The organism is Sanguibacter suarezii NBRC 16159, assembly GCF_001552735.1.
Lineage (GTDB): Bacteria > Actinomycetota > Actinomycetes > Actinomycetales > Cellulomonadaceae > Sanguibacter > Sanguibacter suarezii.
This window is the reverse complement of record NZ_BCRT01000011.1, coordinates 122,383-143,404: the sequence shown is the minus strand read 5'-3', so window position 1 is coordinate 143,404 and position 21,022 is coordinate 122,383. Positions and strand designations below refer to the sequence as shown.

Below are 21,022 nucleotides of genomic sequence, written 5' to 3'. Positions count from 1 at the left end.
CCGCTCACCGCTGGTCACCGCCGGTCACAGTGGGGCAGCATCGCCGCGTGGTCAGGACCACCGCATCGAGTACGCCGCCGCGAGACCGCCTCGGACCGGCGTGGCCAGCGCTGCACGCAGGGCGAGGTCGCGCACCGCGAGGGACACACCGCGCCGGGGACGCCCCAGCGCCATGTTCACCTGGGCCTGCCGGGCGGCGCGACGGGCGCTCGCGGCCCGGGTGCGTGCCACGGCGGCCAGCGCGGTGCGCAGCGCGTCGTCGGGCTGGGGGGTGCGCACGGCGCGGACCAGGACGGGGGCGAAGGCCGCGGCGTCGAGCCAGCCGAGCGTCATCCCCTGACCACCGATCGGGCTGATCTCGTGGGCGGCGTCCCCCACGAGCACCGCGCGCCCGGCGACCATCTGCTCGGCCAGGCGCCGCTGGACGGTGAAGGCGCTGATCATGGTGCAGGTCGCGGGGTCCGGATGCAGCCCGGTGCGATGCGCCACGAGCTGGGCCAGCCGCTCGGGGCGCGGGTCGACCATCCGGGAGGAGGTGCGTGCCACGAACCGCCTGCGCAGCCCCGGCAACGGGAAGGACTCGACCACGCCGTCGGGCTCGAGATAGACCTCCGCGTCGCTGCCGGCGCCGGTGGAGTCGGCGAAGTCGCCCATGACGTAGGTGTCGGGGTAGCGGTGGGGGACCGCCGTGATGCCCAGGAGCGAGCGCACCGTGCTGCGGGCTCCGTCCGCTCCGACCACGAAGCGGGCGGTCTCTTCCACGAGCTGCGTGGAGGGCACCGCGACCGCCCCTGTCCGCTGCGTCGACACGCTCGCATGGCCGACGGCGTGCAGCGCGCTCGGCAGGGCCCCGGGTGCTCCGGGCGTCCCGTCGAGCGCTCGCAGCTCGCCCAGCTGTACCCCGGGCACCAGTGCCGTGGGAGCGAGCTGGTGCAGGCGGTCGAGCAGCAGCGCCTCGGTGACGGACTGGGGCACGGCCGCGACGAAGGGATAGCGCGGGTCGGCCCCGGCGAAGGACACCTCCCCGAGCACCTCCCCGCGGCTGCGGGCCACGCCGCACCGCACGAGCACCGCGGCGTCCAGCAGCGAGGTGGTCAGCCCCGTGGCCTCCAGGGCGTGCAGCGCAGGGGCATGGACACCGATGGCCCGGGAGGACCCGGTGGGCTCGGTGCGCCGCTCCCAGACGGCGACGTCCAGCCCTGCGTCAGCGAGCAGCACGCCGAGGAAGAGCCCCACCGGACCGCCACCGACGATGAGCACGTCACGCATGTGCGCCTCCCGTCCTGCCCTCGTGCACGAGCAGCAACCGGTAGGGGAACTGACGCTCCACGCGCCAGCCGGGTGGGACCACCGCTGCCAGCTCGCCCGGGCGATAGCTGCGCCGGATGGAGAGCAGGCCGTCGTCGTGGATGAACGTCGCGTCGTCGGTCCTGCGCAGCCAGGGCAAGGTCCCCAGGTGGTAGGCGCCGTAGGCCACCGCGCTGCGGGCGATGTCGTTGTGCACCGCCACGGTCCGCGCCAGGACCTGGCTGTCGGCGAGCAGGGCGTCCCGCTCGCCCGGTTCCAGGTGATGGAGGAGATGGTTGGAGGTCACGATGTCGAAGCGAGCCCCGGCGTCGACCAGCTCCGAGCTCGTGGTGCGTTCGAAGGCCAGTCCCGGCACCGGGGGCTGCGCAGCGGTGAAGGCCGCGGCTCGGGGGTCAGGGTCGATCGCGGTGATCTCCAGCGCCAGCCCGTCCCGGGCTGCCCACCGCGCGAAGGCACGGGGCACGTCGCCACCGCCGCACCCGATGTCCAGCACGGAGGTGGTCCGGTCGGGGGAGAGGAGGGGACGCATCCGGGCGGTGTAGACCCGCCGCCACCCGGACACCAGAGCGTTGACCACCCGGAAGTGGGTGTACGTACGTTCGAGAGCCGTGAGGTTGCACTCCGGGTCGTCCATGAGCTCGCGCGCCTGGGTCTCCCGATGAGCCAACGGGCGGGCCAGCCCGCGCCGCTCTCGCGCCACAGCCGTCATGCCGGACGCAGGGTCAGCAGGGCGGACTCGACCGTCAGCCCCGGACCGAAGGCCATGGCGCACACCCGCTGCGGTGCCGTCGCGCCCGCACGGAGCAACCGCTGCAGCACGAACAGCACCGTCGCGCTCGACATGTTCCCGTGCTCGGCCAACGTGCTGCGCGACGGCTCCAGCTGGGCGTCGGACAGAGACAGGGCGTGCTGGACCTTGTCCAGGATCGACCGACCCCCCGGATGCACCGCCCACAGGTCCACTGCGGCCGCCGGCTGACCGACCAGCGAGGCGTCACCACCCAGCAACGGAGCGAGCGCACCGTGAATGTGCTCCCCGATGATCGCCGGCACATACCGGCTCAGCACCATCTCGAAACCGTGATCACCGATGGTCCACGCCATGTCACCCTCACCCACCGGGGTGAGGGTCGTGTCGAAGGCGTCCAGGTCCAGCACGACGCCGCCGCCACCCGCGCCGCTGGCCGTCTCCCGCCCCGAGACCACCGCCGCCGCAGCCCCGTCGGAGAACACCGAGGACGCCACGATGGTGTCCGGGTCGTCACTGGCCTGCAGGTGCACCGAGCACAGCTCCACGCACACCACGAGCACCACCGCACCGGCGTCGCTGCGGCAGAAGTCACGCGCCGCCCGCAACGCGGGGAAGGCCGCGTAGCAACCCATGAACCCCAGGTGATAGCGCTGCGTCCGGGGGGAGAGCCCCAGGTCACGCACGAGCGCGAAGTCCGGACCCGGGGCGTAGAAGCCCGTGCACGAGACGGTCACCACGTGCGTGACGTCCGAGGCCTCGATCCCGTCCGCAGCCTCCAGCGCCCGCCGCGCGGCCGTCACCACGAGCTCGGGGGACCGCTCGGCGTACAGCGCGTTGCGCGTCCCCGTGCTCGGGTCCAGGACCAGACCGGCCTCGGCGTCGTAGAACACCGGTGTGCCCCCCGGGGGCACCGCCGCGCGGGACCCGGACAGCTCGTCGACCACCGTGTGCCGGGTGTCGATGGCAGAGGAGTCGAAGGCAGAGGTGATGAGCCGCTGCGCCAGCCGGCTGCGCCCAGGCTGAGCGAGGAACAGATCGCGGACCTCACCCTGCTTCACCTCGACGCCGGGCACTGCGGTCTCGATCGAACGGATGCTGATGACCATTCGTCACTGTAACGCCGGTGTGCGCAGCCTGCCCGTGCGCACACACCCCCGTGGCACGATGGTCAGCCCGCCCCCCGACCCAGAGGACCACGCCGTGCCGATTCTCGACAAAGACATGACCCTGTGCATCTCCCTGGCCGCCCGTCCCTCCAACATCGGCACCCGCTTCCACAACTACCTCTACGACGAGCTGGGCCTGCCCTACGTCTACAAGGCCTTCGCACCCACCTCGATCACTGACGCCCTCACCGGGGTCCGCGGCCTGGGAATCCGCGGCGCCTCCGTCTCCATGCCCTACAAGGAAGACGTCATCGCCCTCGTCGACCACATGGACGCCTCCGCCCTGGCGATCGACTCCGTCAACACCATCGTCAACGACGACGGCGTCCTCACCGCCTACAACACCGACTACTCCGCCGTCGCTGCCCTCCTGGCCACCCACGACGTCGACCCCACGAGCTCCGTCCTCGCGCGCGGCAGCGGAGGGATGGCCAAGGCCGTCGTCGCCGCCCTGCGCGACGCCGGCTTCACCCGCGGCACCGTCGTCGCCCGCAACGAGGTCACCGGACGGGCGCTCGCGGACCTGGCTGGCTACTCCTGGCAGCGCGAGACCGGCTCGACGACGGCTGACCTGCTGGTCAACGTCACCCCGATCGGGATGACCGGCTCGGACCAGGCGCAGGTGCAGGCCTTCGACGACGCTGCGATCTCCGCTGCCCGCGTCGTGTTCGACGTCGTCGCCTTCCCGTCCCAGACGCCGCTGATCCGCGCCGCCCAGGCGGCCGGGCGGCCCGTCATCACCGGCGCCGAGGTCATCGCGCTGCAGGCCGCCGAGCAGTTCGCCCTCTACACCGGCGTGCGTCCCACGCCCGAGCAGGTGGCACGGGCCTCGGAGTTCTCCCGGGCGTGAGACGCGCTGCCTCAGGTGGAGTGGGCTGACAACCATCCGCGCAGCGCATCCGGACGGTCGGTGATGATCGCGTCCACGCCTGCGGCGGTGAGCGCGGCCCACTGCTCCGGTTCGTTGGCCGTCCACACCATGACTTGCAGGCCCGCCCCGTGCAGCGTGGCGAGCAGGCCGGGGTGGGCGCGCAGCAGCTCGCCGTGAGGGTTGCAGGCCATGACACCGAGCTCGGTGCACAGCCCCAGCAGGTCCTCGCCCGCCTCCCCGACGAGCAGGCCCCGGCGCAGCCCGGGGGCCACGGCCGCGAGGACCGCGACCGTGGCCGGGGAGAAGCTCTGCAGGACCACCCGGCTGTCCAGGCCGGCCGTGCGGATGAGGTCGACGACGCCGCGTGCGGCGTCGACGGGCCAGTCGCCCTTGAGCTCGAGGAGCAGGTCCACGCCGCGCCGGGCCTCGAGGAAGGCGATGGCCTCGGCGAAGGTCGGGATCCGCTGACCGGCGTAGGCAGCGGAGAACCAGCTGCCCGCATCGAGGCGGCGTAGCTCGGCCAGGTCGAGGTCGTCCACCGCCCCGGAGCCGTTGGTGGTCGCGTCGACGGTCTCGTCGTGGATGACCACCGCCGCGCCGTCAGCGCTGAGCTGGAGATCGATCTCGATGCTGTCCGCACCGGCCCGCCACGCCGCCTCGAGGGCGGCGAGGGTGTTCTGGGGGGCGACGCTGGAGTTGCCGCGGTGCGCGATGATCCGCGGGATCGTCGAGGCAGGGGTCACAGGTACGGCTCCACGTTCTCCTGGAAGGCCTTCTGCAGGCGCGGGGTGATCGAGGCCCAGGCGGTCGCGGCCGGGACGTTCTGGAGCACCATCTGCTCGATCCCCTCGGTGATGATCTGGTCACCGCCCGGGACGAACACACGGACCCAGTCCTGGGTGCGGGTCTTCGTCTCGAGCTGGTCGATCGCGGTACGGAACTGCGGGGTGGTCTGGTAGATCTCCGTCATGATCTCACCCTCCTGCGCGGAGGTGCGCACCGGCACGTACCCGGTGTTCTGGGAGAAGTAGGCGGTGTTGTCGGTGTCGGTGATGAAGGCGAGGAACATCGCCGCAGCCAGCTGCTGCTCCGGGGTCCGCGACGCCGGGATGGCCAGACCGGTGCCGCCGGTGGGCACCCCCGAGCCGGCGGGCCCGTCGGGGAGGAAGCTCGTGCCGAGGGAGAAGGTCGCCGCCTCGAGCAGGCCCGCGAGCGAACCGGTCGAGCCGACCATGGACCCGAAGATCCCGGCGGCGAAGTCCGCGCTGGTGTCTGCGGACAGCCCGGCGACCGACGTGTCGTTGAACATGGCGCGCACGAGCTCGCCGGCCGCCTCGGCCTCGGGGGTGTCCAGGGTGACGGTCCAGTCGTCGGAGTAGGCGCCGCCGTGGCCCCAGATGATGTTCTCCATCCACCACCCGGCCCAGCTCGTGCCGGTGTCCAGGCCGAGCGGCGCGCCGTCGGCCGGGAGCACAGCGGCGAGGCGGGGTGCCCACTCGCCCAGCTCGGCCCACGTCTGGGGGCCGCGGTCGGGCAGCCCCGCGGCGGCCCACAGGTCACGGTTGTAGTAGAAGAGCGGGGTGGACCGGGCGTAGGGAGCCGCCCAGTGCAGGGAGTCGAACTCGTAGTCGGAGTACAGCGTGGAGTTGAAGTCGGAGGTGTCCACCCCGAGGTGGGTGAAGACGTCGTCGAGGGCCATGATCTGGCCGTTGAGGAAGTACCGGAACCACCACACGTCGCTCGAGATGACGAGGTCGGGCAGGGACGAGGTGGAGGACGCGGCCTGGAAGCGCTGGGCGACCTCGTCGTAGTTGGCGCCCGCAGTGACGAGCTTGACCGAGATCTCCGGGTGGACGGCGGTGAAGCGCGCGATGAGCTCCTCCTCGATCGCCTTGGAGGCACCGGGGTGGTTGGACCACCAGGTGATCTCGCTCGCCGGGGTGATGGTGGACCAGTCCGTCGTGGTGGTGGAGTCCGCGCGGGCGGTGTCCTGCGTGACGGAGGGGCCGCTGCACGCGGCGAGGGTCAGGCCCAGGGCTCCGAGGCCGCTGAGCTGCAGGACGCTGCGGCGCGAGGGCTGCCACGCGCCGGCGGACGAGGACGGGGTGGGGGATGCAGGCACGAGAGGTGCTCCTTGGGTGTGGTGGTGCTGGTGGGAGGTGAGCTAGGCAGGAGGACAGGAAGGGCGGGAGAGCCGGTGGAGCGGGATCGTCAGCCGGTGACGGCACCCGCGGTGAGGCCGGCCACGAGGCGGCGCTGCAGGATGAGGAAGACCGCCAGGATCGGTGCGGTGACCAGGACCGTGGCGGCCATGAGCACGCCCCAGTTGGTCATCCCGTCGACGTTCTGCAGCAGGGTCAGGCCCAGCGGCAGCGTCATGAGCTCGGCGTCGTCGATGACGAGGAAGGGCCACAGGTAGTCGTTCCACTCCGCGACCATGGAGACGAGCCCGACGGCGGCGATGGTCGGCAGGGACATGGGCACGACGAAGCCCCACAGCCGCCGCCAGTGCCCGGCCCCGTCGAGCTGGGCCGCCTCGAGGATGGACGCCGGCAGGGTGAGGAAGTGCTGGCGGAACAAGAAGGTGCCGAAGGCGCTGGCCAGCCCGGGCACGAGGATCCCCTGGTAGGTGTTGAGCCAGCCCAGGGAGGCCACGAGGGTGTAGTTCGGGATGATCGTGATCTGGGCCGGGATGAGCAGAGCGAAGATCACCAGCGTGAAGATCGCCTTCTTGGCAGGGAACTCCACGAAGACGAGGGCGTAGGCGCAGCACAGCCCGAGCAGCATCTTCAGCCCGGCGCCGACGACGGTGAGACCGAGGCTGTTGAGGAAGAGCCGCCCGATCGGCAGGGTGGTCGCGACCTGGGCGTAGTTGGCCGGGTCGGCGCTGGCCGGGAGCCACTGCAGGGGCAGGGAGTACAGCTCGCTGGGCTGCTTGAAGCTGGCCACGAGCATCCACAGCAGCGGGACGGACATGACCGCCACCGCGGCGATCATCGTCAGGTAGGACGCCGCGTCCGCTCCGAGCCGTCGCCGGGCTGCCCACCTGTCGGTGGGTTGCGCGGGTGCGGTGGGCGTGGCGGGTGCGGACGCAGTGGCGAGTCCGGCTGGGTGGTCGGTGGAGAGGTCGAGGCTCATCAGTAGTGCACCTTCCGTTCCACGAGCTTGAGGTGGGCGACCGTGATGACAGCCAAGATGACGAAGAGGAGCGTGGCGACGGCCGAGGCATACCCCGCGCGGCCGGAGACGAAGCTCTCCTGGTAGATCTGGTACATGAGGGTGGTGGTGCCGGCGAGCGGTCCGCCCTGGGTCATCGCGTGGATGATGTCGAAGGACTGCAGCGAGCTGAGCAGAGAGGTCACCGACAGGAAGAAGGTCGTGGGGCCGAGGAGCGGGAGGACCACCGAGCGCAGCGTGCGGCCCGGCCCGGCCCCGTCCAGGGCCGCGGCGTCGCGCAGCTCCTGCGGGACGGCCTGCAGCCCGGCGAGGTAGATGAGCGCGACGTAGCCGACGTTCTTCCACAGGTAGACGACGATGATCATGGCCAGCGCCCAGGGCGAGTCGTTGTACCAGTCCGGTGAGCTGAGCCCCAGCCATCCCAGCACGGTGGACACGAGGCCGTAGCGCGGGTCGAAGATGAACAGCCAGAGGATGCCGACGGCGATGCCGGACAGCACGTACGGGGCGAAGACGATCGTGCGGGCTGCCCCGCGTCCGGCGAGCCTGCGGTTGAGCAGCAGCGCCAGGCCGAGGCCGATGAGCAGGGAGCCGCCGACCGTGGCCACGGTGAAGATCGCCGTCGTGGTGAGCACCTGGGGGGTGCGCGGGTCGGTGAACCAGTCGACGTAGTTGCCCAGCCCGACAGGCCGGGCGCTGGGAGAGCCGATGTTCCACTGCAGGGTCGAGTACTGGAAGCTCTGCAGCAGGGGCTTGTAGACGAAGACGACGAGCAGGGCGACGTTGGGGCCGGCGAGCAGGAGGAAGGTGAGGTAGGTCCTCCACCGGGGGCGGGACCGCCGACGCCGCGGAGCCGGCAGCGACGGTGACGCAGGCGGCGAGGTGGCGGGGGAGCCGGGGGACCCGGGGGTGGAGGACGGGCGGGGAGGCCGGGCGAGCACGTCCGTGGCCGCGGTGGTCATCTGGGGACTCCAGTCGTGAGCGGGTCAACGCGGCAACCATATGGACGTCCCGGGGCCATGACCGGGTGTTTCGGGCAGCGTTCGACGACTGTTCCTGGGGTGTTCACCGCCGGTGCCTGTGCGCCGTCTGGGCGTCGCCGGGCGGTCGTCTGCGCGTCTGCGGGACGTTGCCGGAAGGCCCCCGGGCGTTTGCGCTGCGGCGGGATCGGCGCTGGTAGTCTCCCCGACCATGAGCACTCTCCCCGCGGCGGCGGACCTCGTCGTCCGCGGTGCCCAGGTCATGACGAGCGAGGGGGCGTTCTCCCCGGCCCGCATCGAGGTCACCGGTGGGCGGATCACCCGGGTGGACCGCGGCCACGACACGACCCACGGTGAGACCCGGCCCGGCGGACCGGTCATCGTGGAGGCGCAAGACATGTGGATGATCCCCGGCGTCGTCGACTGTCACACGCACCTGGGGTGGACCACCTTCCTGCACGACGACGACGCGCACGGCCACGACGACGCGGACGGCCCAGGCGCACCGGTGGCGGCCCAGGAGGCTGCCTGGGCGCGGCGTCGGGCACAGGTGGCTCCGGGGCTGGCAGCGACGGTGGCTGCCGGGGTGACCCGCGCCCGCGACGCCGGGGGAGCCGAGGCCCGGCTGCGGGACGAGGTCGCGGACGGTGTGCTCGCCGGGCCGCGGCTGACCGTCGCCGTCGAGATCCTCACCGCCGAGCCGGGGGAAGATGCTGATGACCTGCGCCGGCGGGTCAGCGACCTCGCTGGCCGCGGTGCTGACTGGATCAAGCTCATGGCCACCGGGGGCGTCATGGCACCCGCGGGCAGCGAGCTGGAGTCAGCGTTCACCCGGGACCAGATCGTCGCGGCCGTGGACGAGGCACGCCGCCGTGGCGTCCGGGTCATGGTCCACGCCTGGGGCGGACCGGCGATCACCGACGCGATCGAGGCGGGCGCCGCATCCATCGAGCACGGGATCTTCCTCACCACCGAGCAGGCCGCCGCCGGCGCAGCGCGCGGCACGGTGCTCGTCCCCACCCTGGCCATCTACGCCGAGGTGGCGCAGATGGCCGAGCGGGGCGAGCTGCCGCCGGCGGCGGGGGAGCGCGCGGCCCGCGTGGTCGCCGCTCACCCGGCGGCCGTGCGGACCGCCCACGAGGCAGGGATGGCGGTCGCGCTCGGCAGCGACTTCGGCACGAGCGCGCAGCACGGACGCAACCTCGTCGAGATCGACCACCTGGCTCGCGCCGGGCTGGGGCCGCGGGAGGCGCTGCTCGCAGCGACCCGCAACGGAGCCCGGCTGCTCGGGACGGGATCGGGGCTGCTCGAGGTTGGTGAGGTCTTCGACGCGGTGCTGCTGGGGGCCGACCCGAGCGACACGAGCATCTTTGCCCGTCCGGACGTGGTGGTCAGTGTCTTCCAGGGTGGCCGGGCGGTCCGCTGACCAGCACAAAAGCAACTCTGATCTGCACGGATACACTTTTGAGACGCACGTCTCATGATACGAGACATTGCGCATCCGGATGGTCAGACGTGAAAACGTAGGACGACCGCTTCATCGGGAGCGCACTGTCACCGCGGGTCCGGCACTCAGGTGCCCGGCCCCCACAGAAAGAAGCACGGACGTGACCCTCTCCACCCCGCGTACCCCTTCCACGACGATCCGCCGCGCCGGCGTGGCCGTCCTCACCGCTGGGGTCTTCGTGCTGGCAGGGTGTACCGCGTCCTCCTCCCCGCTCCCCGGCGGCTCGGCGGCGCCGACGACGACGGCCCCCACCCCGGGCGGGACGCTGACCTTCGCCCGGACGCAGTCACCCACCTCCCTCGACCTGCACACGCAGATCACCGCGAACAACGCCTTCGCGATCGACAAGATCTTCGAGCCGCTGCTGTCCTTCGACGCCCAGGGCGAGATCGAGCCGTGGCTGGCGAGCGAGTACTCCTCGAGCGAGGACGGCCTCGTGTGGACCTTCACGCTCCGCCCGGGCGTGCAGTTCTCGACCGGTGACGCGGTCACCCCCGAGGACGTCGTCTACTCCCTCAACCGTCACCTCGAGGTGGGCGGCCCGCTGCCGCTGCACGCCCCGATCACCTCGATCGAAGCCTCCGGCACGGACACCGTCGTCATCACGCTGAGCGAGGCGTACACGCCCTTCGCCGCCGAGCTCGCCGGCTTCTCCAACGGTATCCTGCCCGCTGGCCTCGGCGGCGTCGACGAGGAGACCTTCTTCAAGGACCCCGTCGGCACCGGTCCCTTCGTCGTGGACTCCTGGACCGAGGGAGGGGACATCTCCTTCACCAAGAACGAGCACTACTGGCAGGACGGCAAGCCCTACCTCGACGCGGTCGTCTACTCCCTCGTCCAGGACGACAACCAGCTCGTGGCCCAGCTGCAGTCCGGCCAGGTCGACGTCATCGACACCGTCGCGAGCGCCAACGTCGCCACCCTCGAGTCGAACGCCTCATTGACGGTGTCCACCACGCCGAGCTGGGTCGTGGAAGAGGTCTTCTTCAACACCCTCGACGAGCACTTTGCCGACCGCGACGTGCGCCGTGCGGTCTCCTACGCCCTCGACCGTGAGGGCATCGTCGCCGCGACGAGCTTCGGCACCGCCGAGGTCGCCGGGTCGGTGCTGCCGCCGTCCATCCCCGGCTACGACGCGTCGATCGACTCGCTCAGCTACGACGTCGACGCCGCCAAGGCCGCGATCGCAGCCTCCGCCTACCCCGAGGGCTTCACCACGACGCTGCTCGTGGCGAGCGGGAACAGCCTGCGCGCCCAGGAGGCCCAGATCATCCAGGCTCAGCTCGCCGAGATCGGTATCACCGTGGAGATCGAGTCCATCGACCTCGCGGCCTTCCGGGAGCGGTTCCGCGCCTTCGACTTCTCCTTCATGATCAACAGCGCGACCTCGGACGTCGCCGACCCCAACGGCATCGTCACCTTCCAGGCCGACCCGGCCGGCGGGACCAACGGGTACTGGACGCACTACGACAACCCCGAGGTCACCGCCCTCATCGCCCAGGGCCGCACGCTGCCCGACGGCGCCGACCGCACGGCCGTCTACTCCCAGATCCAGGCCATGATCGCGGCGGACGCGCCGTTCATCCCGCTGTCCTACCCGTCCAACATCAAGGCCGCCCAGGCCACCGTCCAGGGCCTGACGGTGCTGCCCAACGGCAGCGTCCGGCTCCAGGACACGTGGCTCACCAGGTAACGACGATGACCGGTTCTCTGCGGTGGCTGCGGCGTACGGCGCTGCGCGTCGTACCCGTGGTCACCGGGGTGGTCCTGGCCACCTTCTTCCTGCTCCGCCTGGTCCCCGGCGGGCCTGCCGCGGCGGTCCTGGGCGACCAGGCCACCGACGAGGCCGTCGCGGCCCTCGAGGCGCAGATGGGCCTCGACCAGCCGCTGGGAGCCCAGCTGTGGAGCTATGTCAGCGGGGTGGTGCTGCACGGTGACGTGGGTACCTCCCTCATCTACAACGTCCCCACGAGCGAGCTCATCGCCGGGCGGGTCGGTGTGACGTTGTCGATCGTGGCCTTGGCCGCGCTGGGCACCCTGCTGCTCGTCGTGCCGCTGGCCTTCGCGGCAGCCCTGCACAAGGACGGCGTGATCGACCACGTCATCCGGGTGGTGCCGGCGATCGGCCTGGCGATGCCGACCTTCTGGATCGGTCTGCTGCTCATCGTGGTCTTTGCCGTCAACCTCGGCTGGCTGCCTGCGGGCGGGTCCGACGGCGTGCGCAGCCTCGTGCTGCCGGCCGCGGCGATCGCGATCTCCATGACGCCGGTCCTCGTACGGACCCTGCGTGCCCAGCTCCTCGAGGTGCTCGACGCCGACTTCGTCGCGGCCCTCACCGCGGCCGGCCTGCCGCGTCGGCGGGTGCTCGCGCACGTCCTGCGCAATGCGGCCCTGCCCACCCTGACGCTGTTCGGCCTGAACATCGCGTACATGATCGGCGGGACCCTCGTCATCGAGCGGGTCTTCGCCCTCAACGGCCTGGGAGCGCTCATGTTCGAGTCGATCAGCAACCGCGACTTCCCGGTGGTCCAGGGGGTCGCGCTGTTCTGCGCCGTGGCGGTGGTGGCTGTCACGGTCGCCACGGACTTCCTCGTCGACCGCCTCGACCCGCGATCGAGGCTGTCATGACGGCGATCGGCTCGACCCAGCAGGGCCCGGGCGCCCAGGCGGGCACCGGCGCAGCCGGCGAGGTGGCCCGGGGGGCGGGCCCGCTGTGGCGGCGGATGGCACGCACCCCGGCCTTCGTGGCCGGGGCGGTCATCACCGCGACGGTCGTCCTGGCAGCCCTCCTCGCGCCGGTGCTGGCCACCCACGACCCTGCCGCGCAGAACCTGCTCGGCGGCCTGCAGGCACCCTCCGGCGAGCACTGGCTGGGCACCGACCAGCTCGGTCGCGACATCTACTCCCGGCTGCTCTACGCCGCGCGCACGGACCTGCGCATCGCGGGGCTCGCCGTGATCATCCCCTTCATCGTGGGCGTGCTGGTCGGTACGACCAGCGGCTACGTCGGCGGGGCCTACGACTGGGTGGTCTCCCGCGTGGTGGACACCGTCGTCGCCTTCCCGTTCTACGTCATCGTCGTGGCGGTGGTCTTCGCTGTGGGCGCCGGTGAGCAGGGCATCTCCGTGGCCCTCGCCCTGGTCGGCTGGGTCACCTATGCCCGGGTGCTGCGCGCGACCACGGCCGTGCACGCGAGCTCGGGCTGGGTCGCCGCAGCCCGCGGCGGCGGGCTGTCCCACGCCCGGATCCTGGTCCGCCACATCCTGCCCAACACCCTGACCCAGGCGATCGTGCTGCTCATGAACGACATCGTCTTCGTCATCGTCGCGGTCGTCACGCTGAGCTACCTCGGCCTCGGCGTGCAGCCGCCCACAGCCGACTGGGGGACGATGATCAGCGACGGCCAGGCCTTCGTGGCCACCAAGTGGTGGCTGTCGGTGATCCCCGGCGCCGCCGTCGTGTGGACCGGGATCGGGCTGTCGCTGCTGGGCGACGGCATCGGCGACGTGTGGAGGGTCGAGTGAGCGCCATCGAGGTGGCCGGGCTGAGCATCGACGGCCCCCACGGCCGGCTGGTCCACGGCATCGACCTGCGCGTCGAGGCCGGTGAGGCGATCGGCGTCGTGGGGGAGTCCGGCTCCGGCAAGAGCCTGACCCTCAAGGCGATCATCGGCCTGCTGCCGCGCGGTGTGCGCATCGCGGCGGGGACCGTGACCACCTCGGGCCGGCTCGGCATGGTCTTCCAGGACCCGCTCAGCGCCCTGGACCCGCTGACCACGGTGGGCAACCACGTCATCGAGATCTGCCGGCACGTGCGTGGGATGTCCCGGTCAGCAGCCCGGGCGCGGGCCGTGGAGCTGTTCACCGAGGTCGGTCTGCCCGACCCCGTCGCCCGGCTGCGGTCCTACCCCCACCAGCTCTCCGGCGGGCAGCGCCAGCGCGTGGTGCTCGCGATCGCGTTGGCCGCAGAGCCGGAGATCCTGCTCTGCGACGAGCCCACCACGGCCCTGGACGTCACCGTCCAGGCGCAGGTCCTCGCGCTCATCGAGACCTTGCGCCGGGACCGCGGCCTGACGGTGGTCTTCGTCAGCCACGACCTCGCCGTCGTCAGCCAGGTCTGCTCGAGCGTGGTGGTCATGGAGGCGGGCCGGGTCGTCGAGCGTGGCTCGACGGCCCAGGTGGTCACCGCCCCGGAGCATCCGTACACCCGGTCCCTGGTCGACGCGGTGCTCGAGGTGCCGCGCCCGGGTGAGCCAGCCCTGACACACCCTGGAGACGCCCGATGAACGAGTCGACGCCTCGGCTGGAGGTCCGCGGTCTGCAGGTCTCCTACGGCTCCACCCCGGTGGTGCACGGGGTGTCCTTCGCCGTCCCGGCCGGGTCCGTGGTGGGTGTGGTGGGCGAGTCGGGCTCTGGGAAGACCACGGTCGCCCGCGTGATCGCCGGTGAGCTGGACCCCACCGCCGGTGCCGTGATGCTCGACGGCTCCGCCCTGGGGCACCGCACCCGGGAGCTGCGGCGCGCGATCCAGGTGGTCTACCAGGACCCCTTCTCCTCCCTCAACCCCCGGATGACCGTCTCCCAGGTACTCTCCGAGCTGCTCAGGGTGCACAAGATGGTGCCGCGGGCCCGGGTGCGTGACCGCTGCGTCGAGCTCATGGAGCTCGTCCGCCTGCCGGTCTCCGTCCTCGACGCCTACCCCCGCCAGCTCTCCGGCGGGCAGCGCCAGCGGGTGGCGATCGCCCGGGCGCTCGTGCTCAGCCCGCGTGTCCTCGTCGCCGACGAGCCGACGTCGGCCCTGGACGTCTCGGTCCAGCGCACCGTGCTGGACCTGCTCGCCGATCTGCAGCGCACCCTGGGGCTGACAGTCGTGCTCATCACCCACGACCTCGCCGTCGTGCACCGGCTGTGCGACCGTGTGGTGGTGATGCGTGCCGGCGAGGTGGTCGAGGACGCCCCGGCGCAGGAGTTCTTCGCCGGACCGCGCACGGCCTACGCTCGGGACCTGCTCGACGCCGCACCCCGGCTGACCACCACGGCACGCACAGGCAGCACCGGCAGCACAGCTCGCACAGCCGCCCCACGATGATCGGATGACGATGACCTTCGACCCCACGACCCTGCTCGACGTCCCCGGGATCGACGCTGCCTTCCTGGCCGCGCTGGAGTCGCAGGTCGCCGACCTGCTGGCCACCGACGACGACGTCGTCCTGGTCCAGGCGGAGGCGATCGTGCTGCTGGAGGCAGTGGCCAAGAACGTCGCCGCGCCCGGGGCGACCACGATCAACGTCGTGACCGGCCCCTATGGTGCGATCTTCGGCGACTGGATGCGCACGGCCGGCGCCCAGGTGGTCGACGTCGTCAGCCCGCTCGACGCGGTCGTCACCCTCGACCAGGTGCGCACGGCGCTGGACGCCCACCCGCAGGCGAGCGTGCTCGCCCTCGCCCACGCGGAGGCGGCGACCGGGGGCACCAACCCGGTCGCCGAGATCGTGGCCCTGGCCCGCTCGCGCGGCGTGCTCACCGTCGTCGACGCCGTGGCCTCGATCGGCGCCGAGCCGGTCACGCCCGTCCGGTGGGGCGCCGACGTGTGCGTCATCGGCGGGCAGAAGTCGCTGGCCGGCCCGGCGGGCATCAGCGCGGCGAGCGTCTCCGCCCGGGCCTGGGAGGTCATCGACGCCAACCCGGCCGCGCTGCGCGGTTCGGTGCTGTCGCTCACGGACTGGCGAGAGCTGTGGCTGCGCACCGACCGCACGGCGATCCCCGGGACCCCCTCGGTCCTGGAGACCCGGGCGCTGAGCGCGGCGCTGGACCGGGTGGCAGCCGAGGGACTCGACGCGGTGATCGCCCGCCACACCGCCGCCGCGGCGCAGGCGCGCGCCGGCCTCGCGCCGCTGGGACTGCACCCCTGGCAGCGCGGCCCCTCCGGGTACGCCTCGGTCGTGACCATCGTCGCCATCCCCCTGGGCGTGGACGGGGCCGCGTTCACTCGTGTGGCGACCGAGGCCAGCGGCGGGCTCGTCAGCGCCGGCAACGGCTCGCTGGAGGGCACGGTGGTCCGGATCAACCACACCGGGCGCCACGCCACGCCAGAGGCGGTCGAGCGCGCGCTGGCCGCGCTGGCCCGCGCGGTCGAGGCGACGGCCTAGCCCGACGCCGCGGCGCGAGCCAGGATGTTCTTCGCCATCGACGGGAAGATGATCCCGTGGAAGGGGAAGATCGCCCACCAGTAGAGCTTGCCGAGCAGCCCGCGGGGGAAGTAGATGGCTCGCTGACGGTACCGGGTGCCGTCACCGTCCGGCTCGGCGGTGAGCTCCAGCCAGGCTCCGCCGGGAACGCGCATCTCCGCGCGCAGCCGCAGCTGGCGTCCGGGATCGATGTGCTCCACCCGCCACCAGTCCACCGCGTCACCGACCACGAGCGACGTGGGGTTGCGGCGCCCGCGGTTGTGCCCGGCGCCGCCGACGAGCTTGTCGGCCAGGCCGCGGATCACCCACGCCGCGGGCAGGGAGTACCAGCCGTTGTCCCCGCCGATCCCCTCGATCACCTTCCACACCGCCTCGGGGCGCACCGGGGCGGTCTTGGACCGGTCGTCGACGTAGACGGTGCGCCCGGCCCAGTCGGGGTCGCTGGGCAGCGGGTCCGCCGCCACGCCCGACGACGCGCTCGTCCAGGCCGTCTCCACCTCACCGAGCTGGATCCTGCGCAGGGCCAGCCGCACCGCGTGGCGGTAGCTGGTGAGCCCGCCCGGGGGCAGCGGGAGCACGGCGTCGACGTCGTGCTCGGAGCACACCGCGGGGTGCTGCAAGGACTGCACGAGGGGGACGGCCATGGAGTGCGGGATGGGCGTCACGAGCGCGACCCACCACCCGGCCAGCCGCGGTGCGGGGACCGGCAGCGCGTAGATGTGGCGCGGCGGCAGGTGCGCCTCGTGGGCGTAGCCGTACATGAGAGCGGCGTAGGTGAGGACCTCGCGGGAGCCGAGGTCGAAGGTCCGGTTGAGCGGCTCGGTCAGCGCCGGGGCGCTGGCCAGGTAGTGCAGCACGTCACGGATGGCGATCGGCTCGATCTCGTTGGTCACCCAGCTCGGGGCGGGCATCACCCGCAGGTTCTCGGTGAGGTGACGGATCATCTCGAAGGATGCCGACCCCGACCCGATGACCACCCCGGCCTGGAAGACCACAGCCGGGACCGGCCCGTCGAGCAGGATCTTGCCCACGGCCGTGCGAGAGCGCATGTGCGGGGAGAGCTTCACCCCCTCGGGGTGCAGGCCGCCGAGGTAGACCACCCGGGTGACCTCGGCCAGCGCGGCGGCGTCGGCCATGACGCGAGCGTTGTGCTGCTCGGTCTCCTCGAACTGCTTTCCGGACCCCATGGAGTGCACGAGGTAGAAGGCGGTGTGCACCCCCTCGCAGGCGGCGGCGGTGTCGTCCACCGACGACAGGTCGCCGGCGACGATGTCGACGTCGTCGTGCCAGGGGACGTGGTCGAGGCGGGCCGGGGTGCGCACGAGCACCCGCACGCGGTAGCCGCGAGCGAGCAGGCGCGGGACGAGCCGGCCTCCGATGTACCCGGTGGCGCCGGTGACGAGGACCAGCTGCGACTCGGTCATCCGTCGATGCTAGGTGCGTCGACCCGCTACAGCCACTTCTTCCAGCGGAAGACGCGGTAGAGGGTGACCGAGCCGGCCACCATGAGGGCCAGTGCGAGCGGGTAGCCAGCTGCCCAGGTGAGCTCGGGCATGTCCTCGAAGTTCATCCCGTACACCCCGGTGACCAGGGACGGGGCGAAGAGGATCGCCGCCCACGCCGAGATCCGCTTGACCTCTTCGTTCTGCTCCAGGCTCGAGACGGTCATCGCTCGCATCTCCTCGTTCTGCCGCTCGGCCACGACGGTCGCGTTGACCGTGAGGGCGTTCTGCAGCAGCGCCCGGAAGGCATCTGCCCGGTCGACCACCCGCACCACGTGGTCGTGGACGTCGCGCAGGTACCGGGTGAGCTCGTCGTCCGTGGCGCCGCCGTCCTTGGCGGCACCGGTCTTGAGCAGGTCGAGCATGTCCAGCAGCGGGCGGGTGGCCCGCTGGAACTCCATGACCTCACGGAAGAGGTCGTAGATGCGCCGGGAGACGGCCGAGGTGCTGGCGAAGAGCTCGTCCTCGATCTCGTCGATGTCGTTCTCCAGCCCGGCGACCACGGGGGCGTAGTCGTCGACGACCTCGTCGAGGATGGCGTAGAGGACGGCTTGCGGGCCCAGGGCCAGCAGCTCGGGGGCGGCCTCCATGCGGCCTCGGACCTTGACGAGGTCGGGTGCTTCGGCGTGGCGGACGGTCGCGACGAAGTCTGGTCCGGTGAACACGTGCAGCTCCCCGAACTCCACGCGTTCCTCGGAGTCGATGTACCGGGCCGGGCGCAGCACGGTGAACAGGACGTCGCCGTAGCGCTCGATCTTCGGTCGCTGGTGGGCCTTGATGGTGTCCTCGACGGCCAGCGGGTGGATCCCGAACTCGTCCTGCAGGGAGGCGATCTCGTCCTCGTCGGGCCGGTACAGCCCGATCCACGCCATGCCGTGCTCGGCGCGCAGCACGTCGTAGGTGAGGTCCAGGGAAGCGGGTTCGGCGCGGCGCACACCGTCGACGTAGACGGCGTTGTCGATCAGGGGCATGGAGTCTCTCTCGTCAGGCGGGGGCACAGCTGGAGTGCGGGCAGGGGCTGGGCCAAGTATGGCCGGTGCCGGGCGATAGGATCGCTGCAGTCATGGGGACGGCTGTGAGAGCCGGAGCTGCGACGACCCCGACGGCGCCGGTGAACACCAGCGCCACAGACCACGCGGAGGATTGTGCACATGGCGTTCTGGGACCAGCTCAAGACGAAGACCTCGGAGATGAGCGACCAGCTCAAGACCAAGTCCAAGCAGTTCACCAACAAGGACTTCGCCAACGCCAGCATGGCGATGTGCGCGCTCATCGCCGCGGCCGACGGCACGATCGACCAGACCGAGCGCAGCAAGACGGCCGCGCTCATCATGAACAACGACATCCTCGCCGTGTTCTCCCCGAGTGAGCTGCGTGAGAAGTTCGACTTCTACTGCGACCGTCTGGACCGCGACTACGACTTCGGCAAGGTCGAGGCGGTCTCCGCGATCGCCAAGCTCAAGTCCAAGCAGGACCAGGCTCGCGCCGTCATCCAGATCGGCATCATCATCGGCGGCTCGGACGGCGACTTCGACGCCGCCGAGCGCCAGGCGGTCAAGGAGGCCTGCTTCGCGGTGGGCATCGCTCCCGCGGAGTTCGACCTCTGATCTGAGCTCGACAGCAGACGGCGGCCACCCCGGCTCGGGGTGGCCGCCGTCTGTGCGTGGGTGCGGGTGCGGCTGCGGGTGCGGCTGCGGGTGGGGCTGCGGGTGGGTCACAGACCCCGCACGAGGGGCTGGTCACCGGTCAGGCCTACGGTCGCCGGAGGAGCGGGGTTGACGTTGAGCGGGACCGACGGGGTCGGCGCCGCAGGCAGCGGGACCAGGGTCTCGACGGTGACGAAGGAGGCACCCAGGGTGGGCTCGAGCGGCCCGGCGTCGCCGTCGACCGCGAGACGCACAGCGGCCCACGGGAGGTTGACTCCCGTGAGGCTGGCTGCGAAGAGCCCGCCCGAGGGACGCGTGTTGACCTCGAGCAGCGCCAGCTCACCGCGCCACCAGCGAAGCTGGGTGTTGCTCAGGTAGGCGAGCTGGTACGCACCGGTGATCTGACGGGCGATGTCGATGGCGCGCGGGGTGTCATCGAGGAAGGTCCGGCGTCGTCCGTCCTTGGCACGCGGCAGGGCGGCGAGCAGCTCCCCGTAGGGGTCGCTCAGGCAGTCGACGCTGATCTCGGGGGAGGCCATGTACGGCATGACCATGAGGGCCGGGACTGTGCGGTCCGCGCCCTCCGCGGTGCGCAGCGCGGCGGTGACCTCGTCCAGGCGCACCCGGTGCGCGGGCGGCGCGAGCAGGTCGTCCAGGCTCAGCGGGTTGTCGCTGAGCACCCGGAACCCCTCGGCTCCCACGCCGCTGAGCGGCTTGATGCAGATCGTCTCGTCCGGCTCCAGCTCCTCGCGCAGAGAGGCCACGGCGGCCTCCAGCTCGTCGGCGCCCTGGGCCTGGCGCCACGGCGGCACGGGCAGGCCCAGCCGGCTGGCCGAGGCGTAGGTGGCGCACTTGTCGTCGAGCAGAGCGATGGAGGCGGCCGGAGAGGCGAGCACCGTCACCCCGAGGGCGGCGAAGTCCGCGGTGCGCGCGGCGATCTCGGCGATCCCGGTGCCGGGCAGCAGCACGTCGATGGCGTGGGTGCGGCAGAAGTCGAGAGCCCAGTCCACGTACGCGTCCCCGGTGAGGCGCGGCTCGGGCAGGGCGACGTCGGCGGCCTGGAGGACCGGGGAGGTCTCATCGGTGTGGGTGGCGAACAGCCGGACGCTGCGATGGTCAGGATTGCTGCGCAGCATCTGCAGGAACCAGTAGTTGGTGGCGTACGTCCGGTTGAGCCAGATGTTCAGTGTCACGTGATCCTTGCTGTGTCCGTGGTGGAGGGGCGTGCCGGGTTCCGGGCGCTCAGGCGCAAGATTACTCGCCTTCTCGTCCATCCCGGCACGCTCGTCACTTCCCCGCGAGCTGCTGGGCGAAGGGGACGAAGTCCCCGAGCGGGCTCGTCGGCTGCGCGGGCTGCTCGTGGGCTGCGACCAGGGCGGAGAACTCCGTGGCGGCACGACGGATCCGGCCGGCCAGGTCGTCGGTCGTGGCCCCTGAACCCCAGTCCGTGGAGGCGGCGAACACGGCCGTCGGGGTGACGATCGCGCGCAGGTAGGAGAACATCGGGCGCAGCTCGTGCTCGAGGGCCAGGGAGTGGCGCGGCGAGCCGGCGGTGGCGCCCATGAGCACCGGGACGCCGGTGATCGCGGTGGAGTCCACGACGTCGAAGAACGACTTGAACAGACCCGAGTAGGACGCGGTGAAGATCGGGGTCACGGCGATGATGCCGTCGGCCGCGGTCACGGCGTCGATCACGGCCCGCAGCCGGGGCGGCGGGAAGCCGGTCAGCATGGTGTCCATGATCTCGTGGGCGAGGTCGCGCAGCTCGACGACCTGCACCTCGGTCTGCACGCCGCGGGTGGTGAGCTCGGTGACGGCGTCGGCGACCAGGCGGTCGGTGAGCAGGCGGGTGGAGGACGGCTGGCTCAGGCCGGCCGTCACGGCGACGATCGTGCGGGTGGTGGTGGTCATGATGGCCTTTCGGGTG

At 71.6% G+C, this 21,022-nt stretch carries 20 protein-coding genes; 9 read left to right on the top strand and 11 right to left on the bottom strand.

All coding sequences use genetic code 11. The annotated features are described in order from the left end of the window. Positions 1-51: 51 nt before the first annotated feature. Genes SS2_RS07780 through SS2_RS07770 form a run of 3 tightly spaced genes read right to left on the bottom strand, consistent with a single transcriptional unit; the run spans position 52 to position 3,165 of the window. Positions 52-1,269 (bottom strand): FAD-dependent oxidoreductase, encoded by a 1,218-nt coding sequence (locus SS2_RS07780; protein WP_066462742.1) that lies wholly within the window; start codon positions 1,267-1,269, stop codon positions 52-54. Next, the gene (locus SS2_RS07775; RefSeq protein WP_066462741.1) at positions 1,262-2,017 is read right to left on the bottom strand and encodes a class I SAM-dependent methyltransferase; all 756 of its coding nucleotides are present in this window, start codon (positions 2,015-2,017) and stop codon (positions 1,262-1,264) included. The genes SS2_RS07780 and SS2_RS07775 overlap by 8 nt, the downstream gene beginning before the upstream one ends. After that, positions 2,014-3,165 (bottom strand): type III polyketide synthase, encoded by a 1,152-nt coding sequence (locus SS2_RS07770; RefSeq protein WP_066462739.1) that lies wholly within the window; start codon positions 3,163-3,165, stop codon positions 2,014-2,016. The genes SS2_RS07775 and SS2_RS07770 overlap by 4 nt, the downstream gene beginning before the upstream one ends. A gap of 94 nt (positions 3,166-3,259) precedes the next feature. On the opposite strand from SS2_RS07770, the gene SS2_RS07765 reads away from it, so the two are divergent. Continuing rightward, entirely contained in the window at positions 3,260-4,075 is an 816-nt protein-coding gene (locus tag SS2_RS07765) for a shikimate 5-dehydrogenase (protein ID WP_245643438.1), read from the top strand. Between the two features lie 11 nt (positions 4,076-4,086). On the opposite strand, the gene SS2_RS07760 is transcribed toward SS2_RS07765, so the two are convergent. The 4 genes from SS2_RS07760 to SS2_RS07745 form a co-directional block, all read right to left on the bottom strand. Then, positions 4,087-4,839 (bottom strand): glycerophosphodiester phosphodiesterase, encoded by a 753-nt coding sequence (locus SS2_RS07760; RefSeq protein WP_245643437.1) that lies wholly within the window; start codon positions 4,837-4,839, stop codon positions 4,087-4,089. Next, positions 4,836-6,218, bottom strand: a complete 1,383-nt coding sequence (locus SS2_RS07755; RefSeq protein ID WP_066462736.1) for an ABC transporter substrate-binding protein — start codon at positions 6,216-6,218, stop codon at positions 4,836-4,838. The genes SS2_RS07760 and SS2_RS07755 overlap by 4 nt, the downstream gene beginning before the upstream one ends. An 89-nt stretch (positions 6,219-6,307) precedes the next feature. Further along, the gene (locus SS2_RS07750) at positions 6,308-7,234 is read right to left on the bottom strand and encodes a carbohydrate ABC transporter permease (RefSeq protein ID WP_066462733.1); all 927 of its coding nucleotides are present in this window, start codon (positions 7,232-7,234) and stop codon (positions 6,308-6,310) included. Next, on the bottom strand, positions 7,234-8,235 hold the full coding sequence (locus tag SS2_RS07745) for a carbohydrate ABC transporter permease (RefSeq protein ID WP_066462731.1): 1,002 nt from the start codon (positions 8,233-8,235) through the stop codon (positions 7,234-7,236). Before SS2_RS07745 ends, SS2_RS07750 begins: the two co-directional genes overlap by 1 nt. 229 nt (positions 8,236-8,464) lie before the next feature. Between SS2_RS07745 and SS2_RS07740 the strand changes: the two genes are divergently transcribed. The 7 genes from SS2_RS07740 (at position 8,465) to SS2_RS07710 (ending at position 15,908) form a co-directional block, all read left to right on the top strand. Next, positions 8,465-9,679, top strand: coding sequence for an amidohydrolase family protein (locus SS2_RS07740; RefSeq protein WP_066462730.1), 1,215 nt, complete (start codon positions 8,465-8,467; stop codon positions 9,677-9,679). 181 nt (positions 9,680-9,860) lie between these two features. Beyond that, a complete protein-coding gene (locus SS2_RS07735; RefSeq protein ID WP_066462729.1) occupies positions 9,861-11,453 on the top strand; it encodes an ABC transporter substrate-binding protein in 1,593 nt (530 codons plus the stop codon). 5 nt (positions 11,454-11,458) lie between these two features. Next, positions 11,459-12,388 (top strand): ABC transporter permease, encoded by a 930-nt coding sequence (locus tag SS2_RS07730; RefSeq protein ID WP_066462728.1) that lies wholly within the window; start codon positions 11,459-11,461, stop codon positions 12,386-12,388. Beyond that, entirely contained in the window at positions 12,385-13,284 is a 900-nt protein-coding gene (locus SS2_RS07725; RefSeq protein WP_083941947.1) for an ABC transporter permease, read from the top strand. The genes SS2_RS07730 and SS2_RS07725 overlap by 4 nt, the downstream gene beginning before the upstream one ends. Next, a complete protein-coding gene (locus tag SS2_RS07720) occupies positions 13,281-14,045 on the top strand; it encodes an ABC transporter ATP-binding protein (protein WP_217995576.1) in 765 nt (254 codons plus the stop codon). The genes SS2_RS07725 and SS2_RS07720 overlap by 4 nt, the downstream gene beginning before the upstream one ends. Next, positions 14,042-14,848, top strand: a complete 807-nt coding sequence (locus SS2_RS07715) for an ABC transporter ATP-binding protein (RefSeq protein ID WP_066462727.1) — start codon at positions 14,042-14,044, stop codon at positions 14,846-14,848. The genes SS2_RS07720 and SS2_RS07715 overlap by 4 nt, the downstream gene beginning before the upstream one ends. 4 nt (positions 14,849-14,852) lie before the next feature. Beyond that, a complete protein-coding gene (locus SS2_RS07710) occupies positions 14,853-15,908 on the top strand; it encodes a pyridoxal-phosphate-dependent aminotransferase family protein (protein ID WP_066462725.1) in 1,056 nt (351 codons plus the stop codon). On the opposite strand, the gene SS2_RS07705 is transcribed toward SS2_RS07710, so the two are convergent. Beyond that, positions 15,905-17,371, bottom strand: a complete 1,467-nt coding sequence (locus SS2_RS07705; protein WP_066462724.1) for an SDR family oxidoreductase — start codon at positions 17,369-17,371, stop codon at positions 15,905-15,907. The two genes, SS2_RS07710 and SS2_RS07705, sit on opposite strands and share 4 nt — an antisense overlap. Before the next feature lie 26 nt (positions 17,372-17,397). Next, positions 17,398-18,420, bottom strand: coding sequence for a magnesium and cobalt transport protein CorA (locus tag SS2_RS07700; RefSeq protein ID WP_066462723.1), 1,023 nt, complete (start codon positions 18,418-18,420; stop codon positions 17,398-17,400). A 180-nt stretch (positions 18,421-18,600) separates the two neighbouring features. Between SS2_RS07700 and SS2_RS07695 the strand changes: the two genes are divergently transcribed. Then, positions 18,601-19,056, top strand: coding sequence for a tellurite resistance TerB family protein (locus SS2_RS07695; RefSeq protein WP_066462722.1), 456 nt, complete (start codon positions 18,601-18,603; stop codon positions 19,054-19,056). Positions 19,057-19,163: 107 nt separating this feature from the next. On the opposite strand, the gene SS2_RS07690 is transcribed toward SS2_RS07695, so the two are convergent. Both SS2_RS07690 and SS2_RS07685 read right to left on the bottom strand, forming a co-directional pair. After that, positions 19,164-20,288 (bottom strand): ATP-grasp domain-containing protein, encoded by a 1,125-nt coding sequence (locus SS2_RS07690; protein ID WP_066462720.1) that lies wholly within the window; start codon positions 20,286-20,288, stop codon positions 19,164-19,166. 94 nt (positions 20,289-20,382) lie between these two features. Beyond that, positions 20,383-21,006 carry an FMN reductase gene (locus SS2_RS07685; protein WP_066462719.1) on the bottom strand — a complete coding sequence of 208 codons (624 nt, stop codon included), beginning with the start codon at positions 21,004-21,006 and terminating at the stop codon, positions 20,383-20,385. Positions 21,007-21,022: the final 16 nt, after the last annotated feature.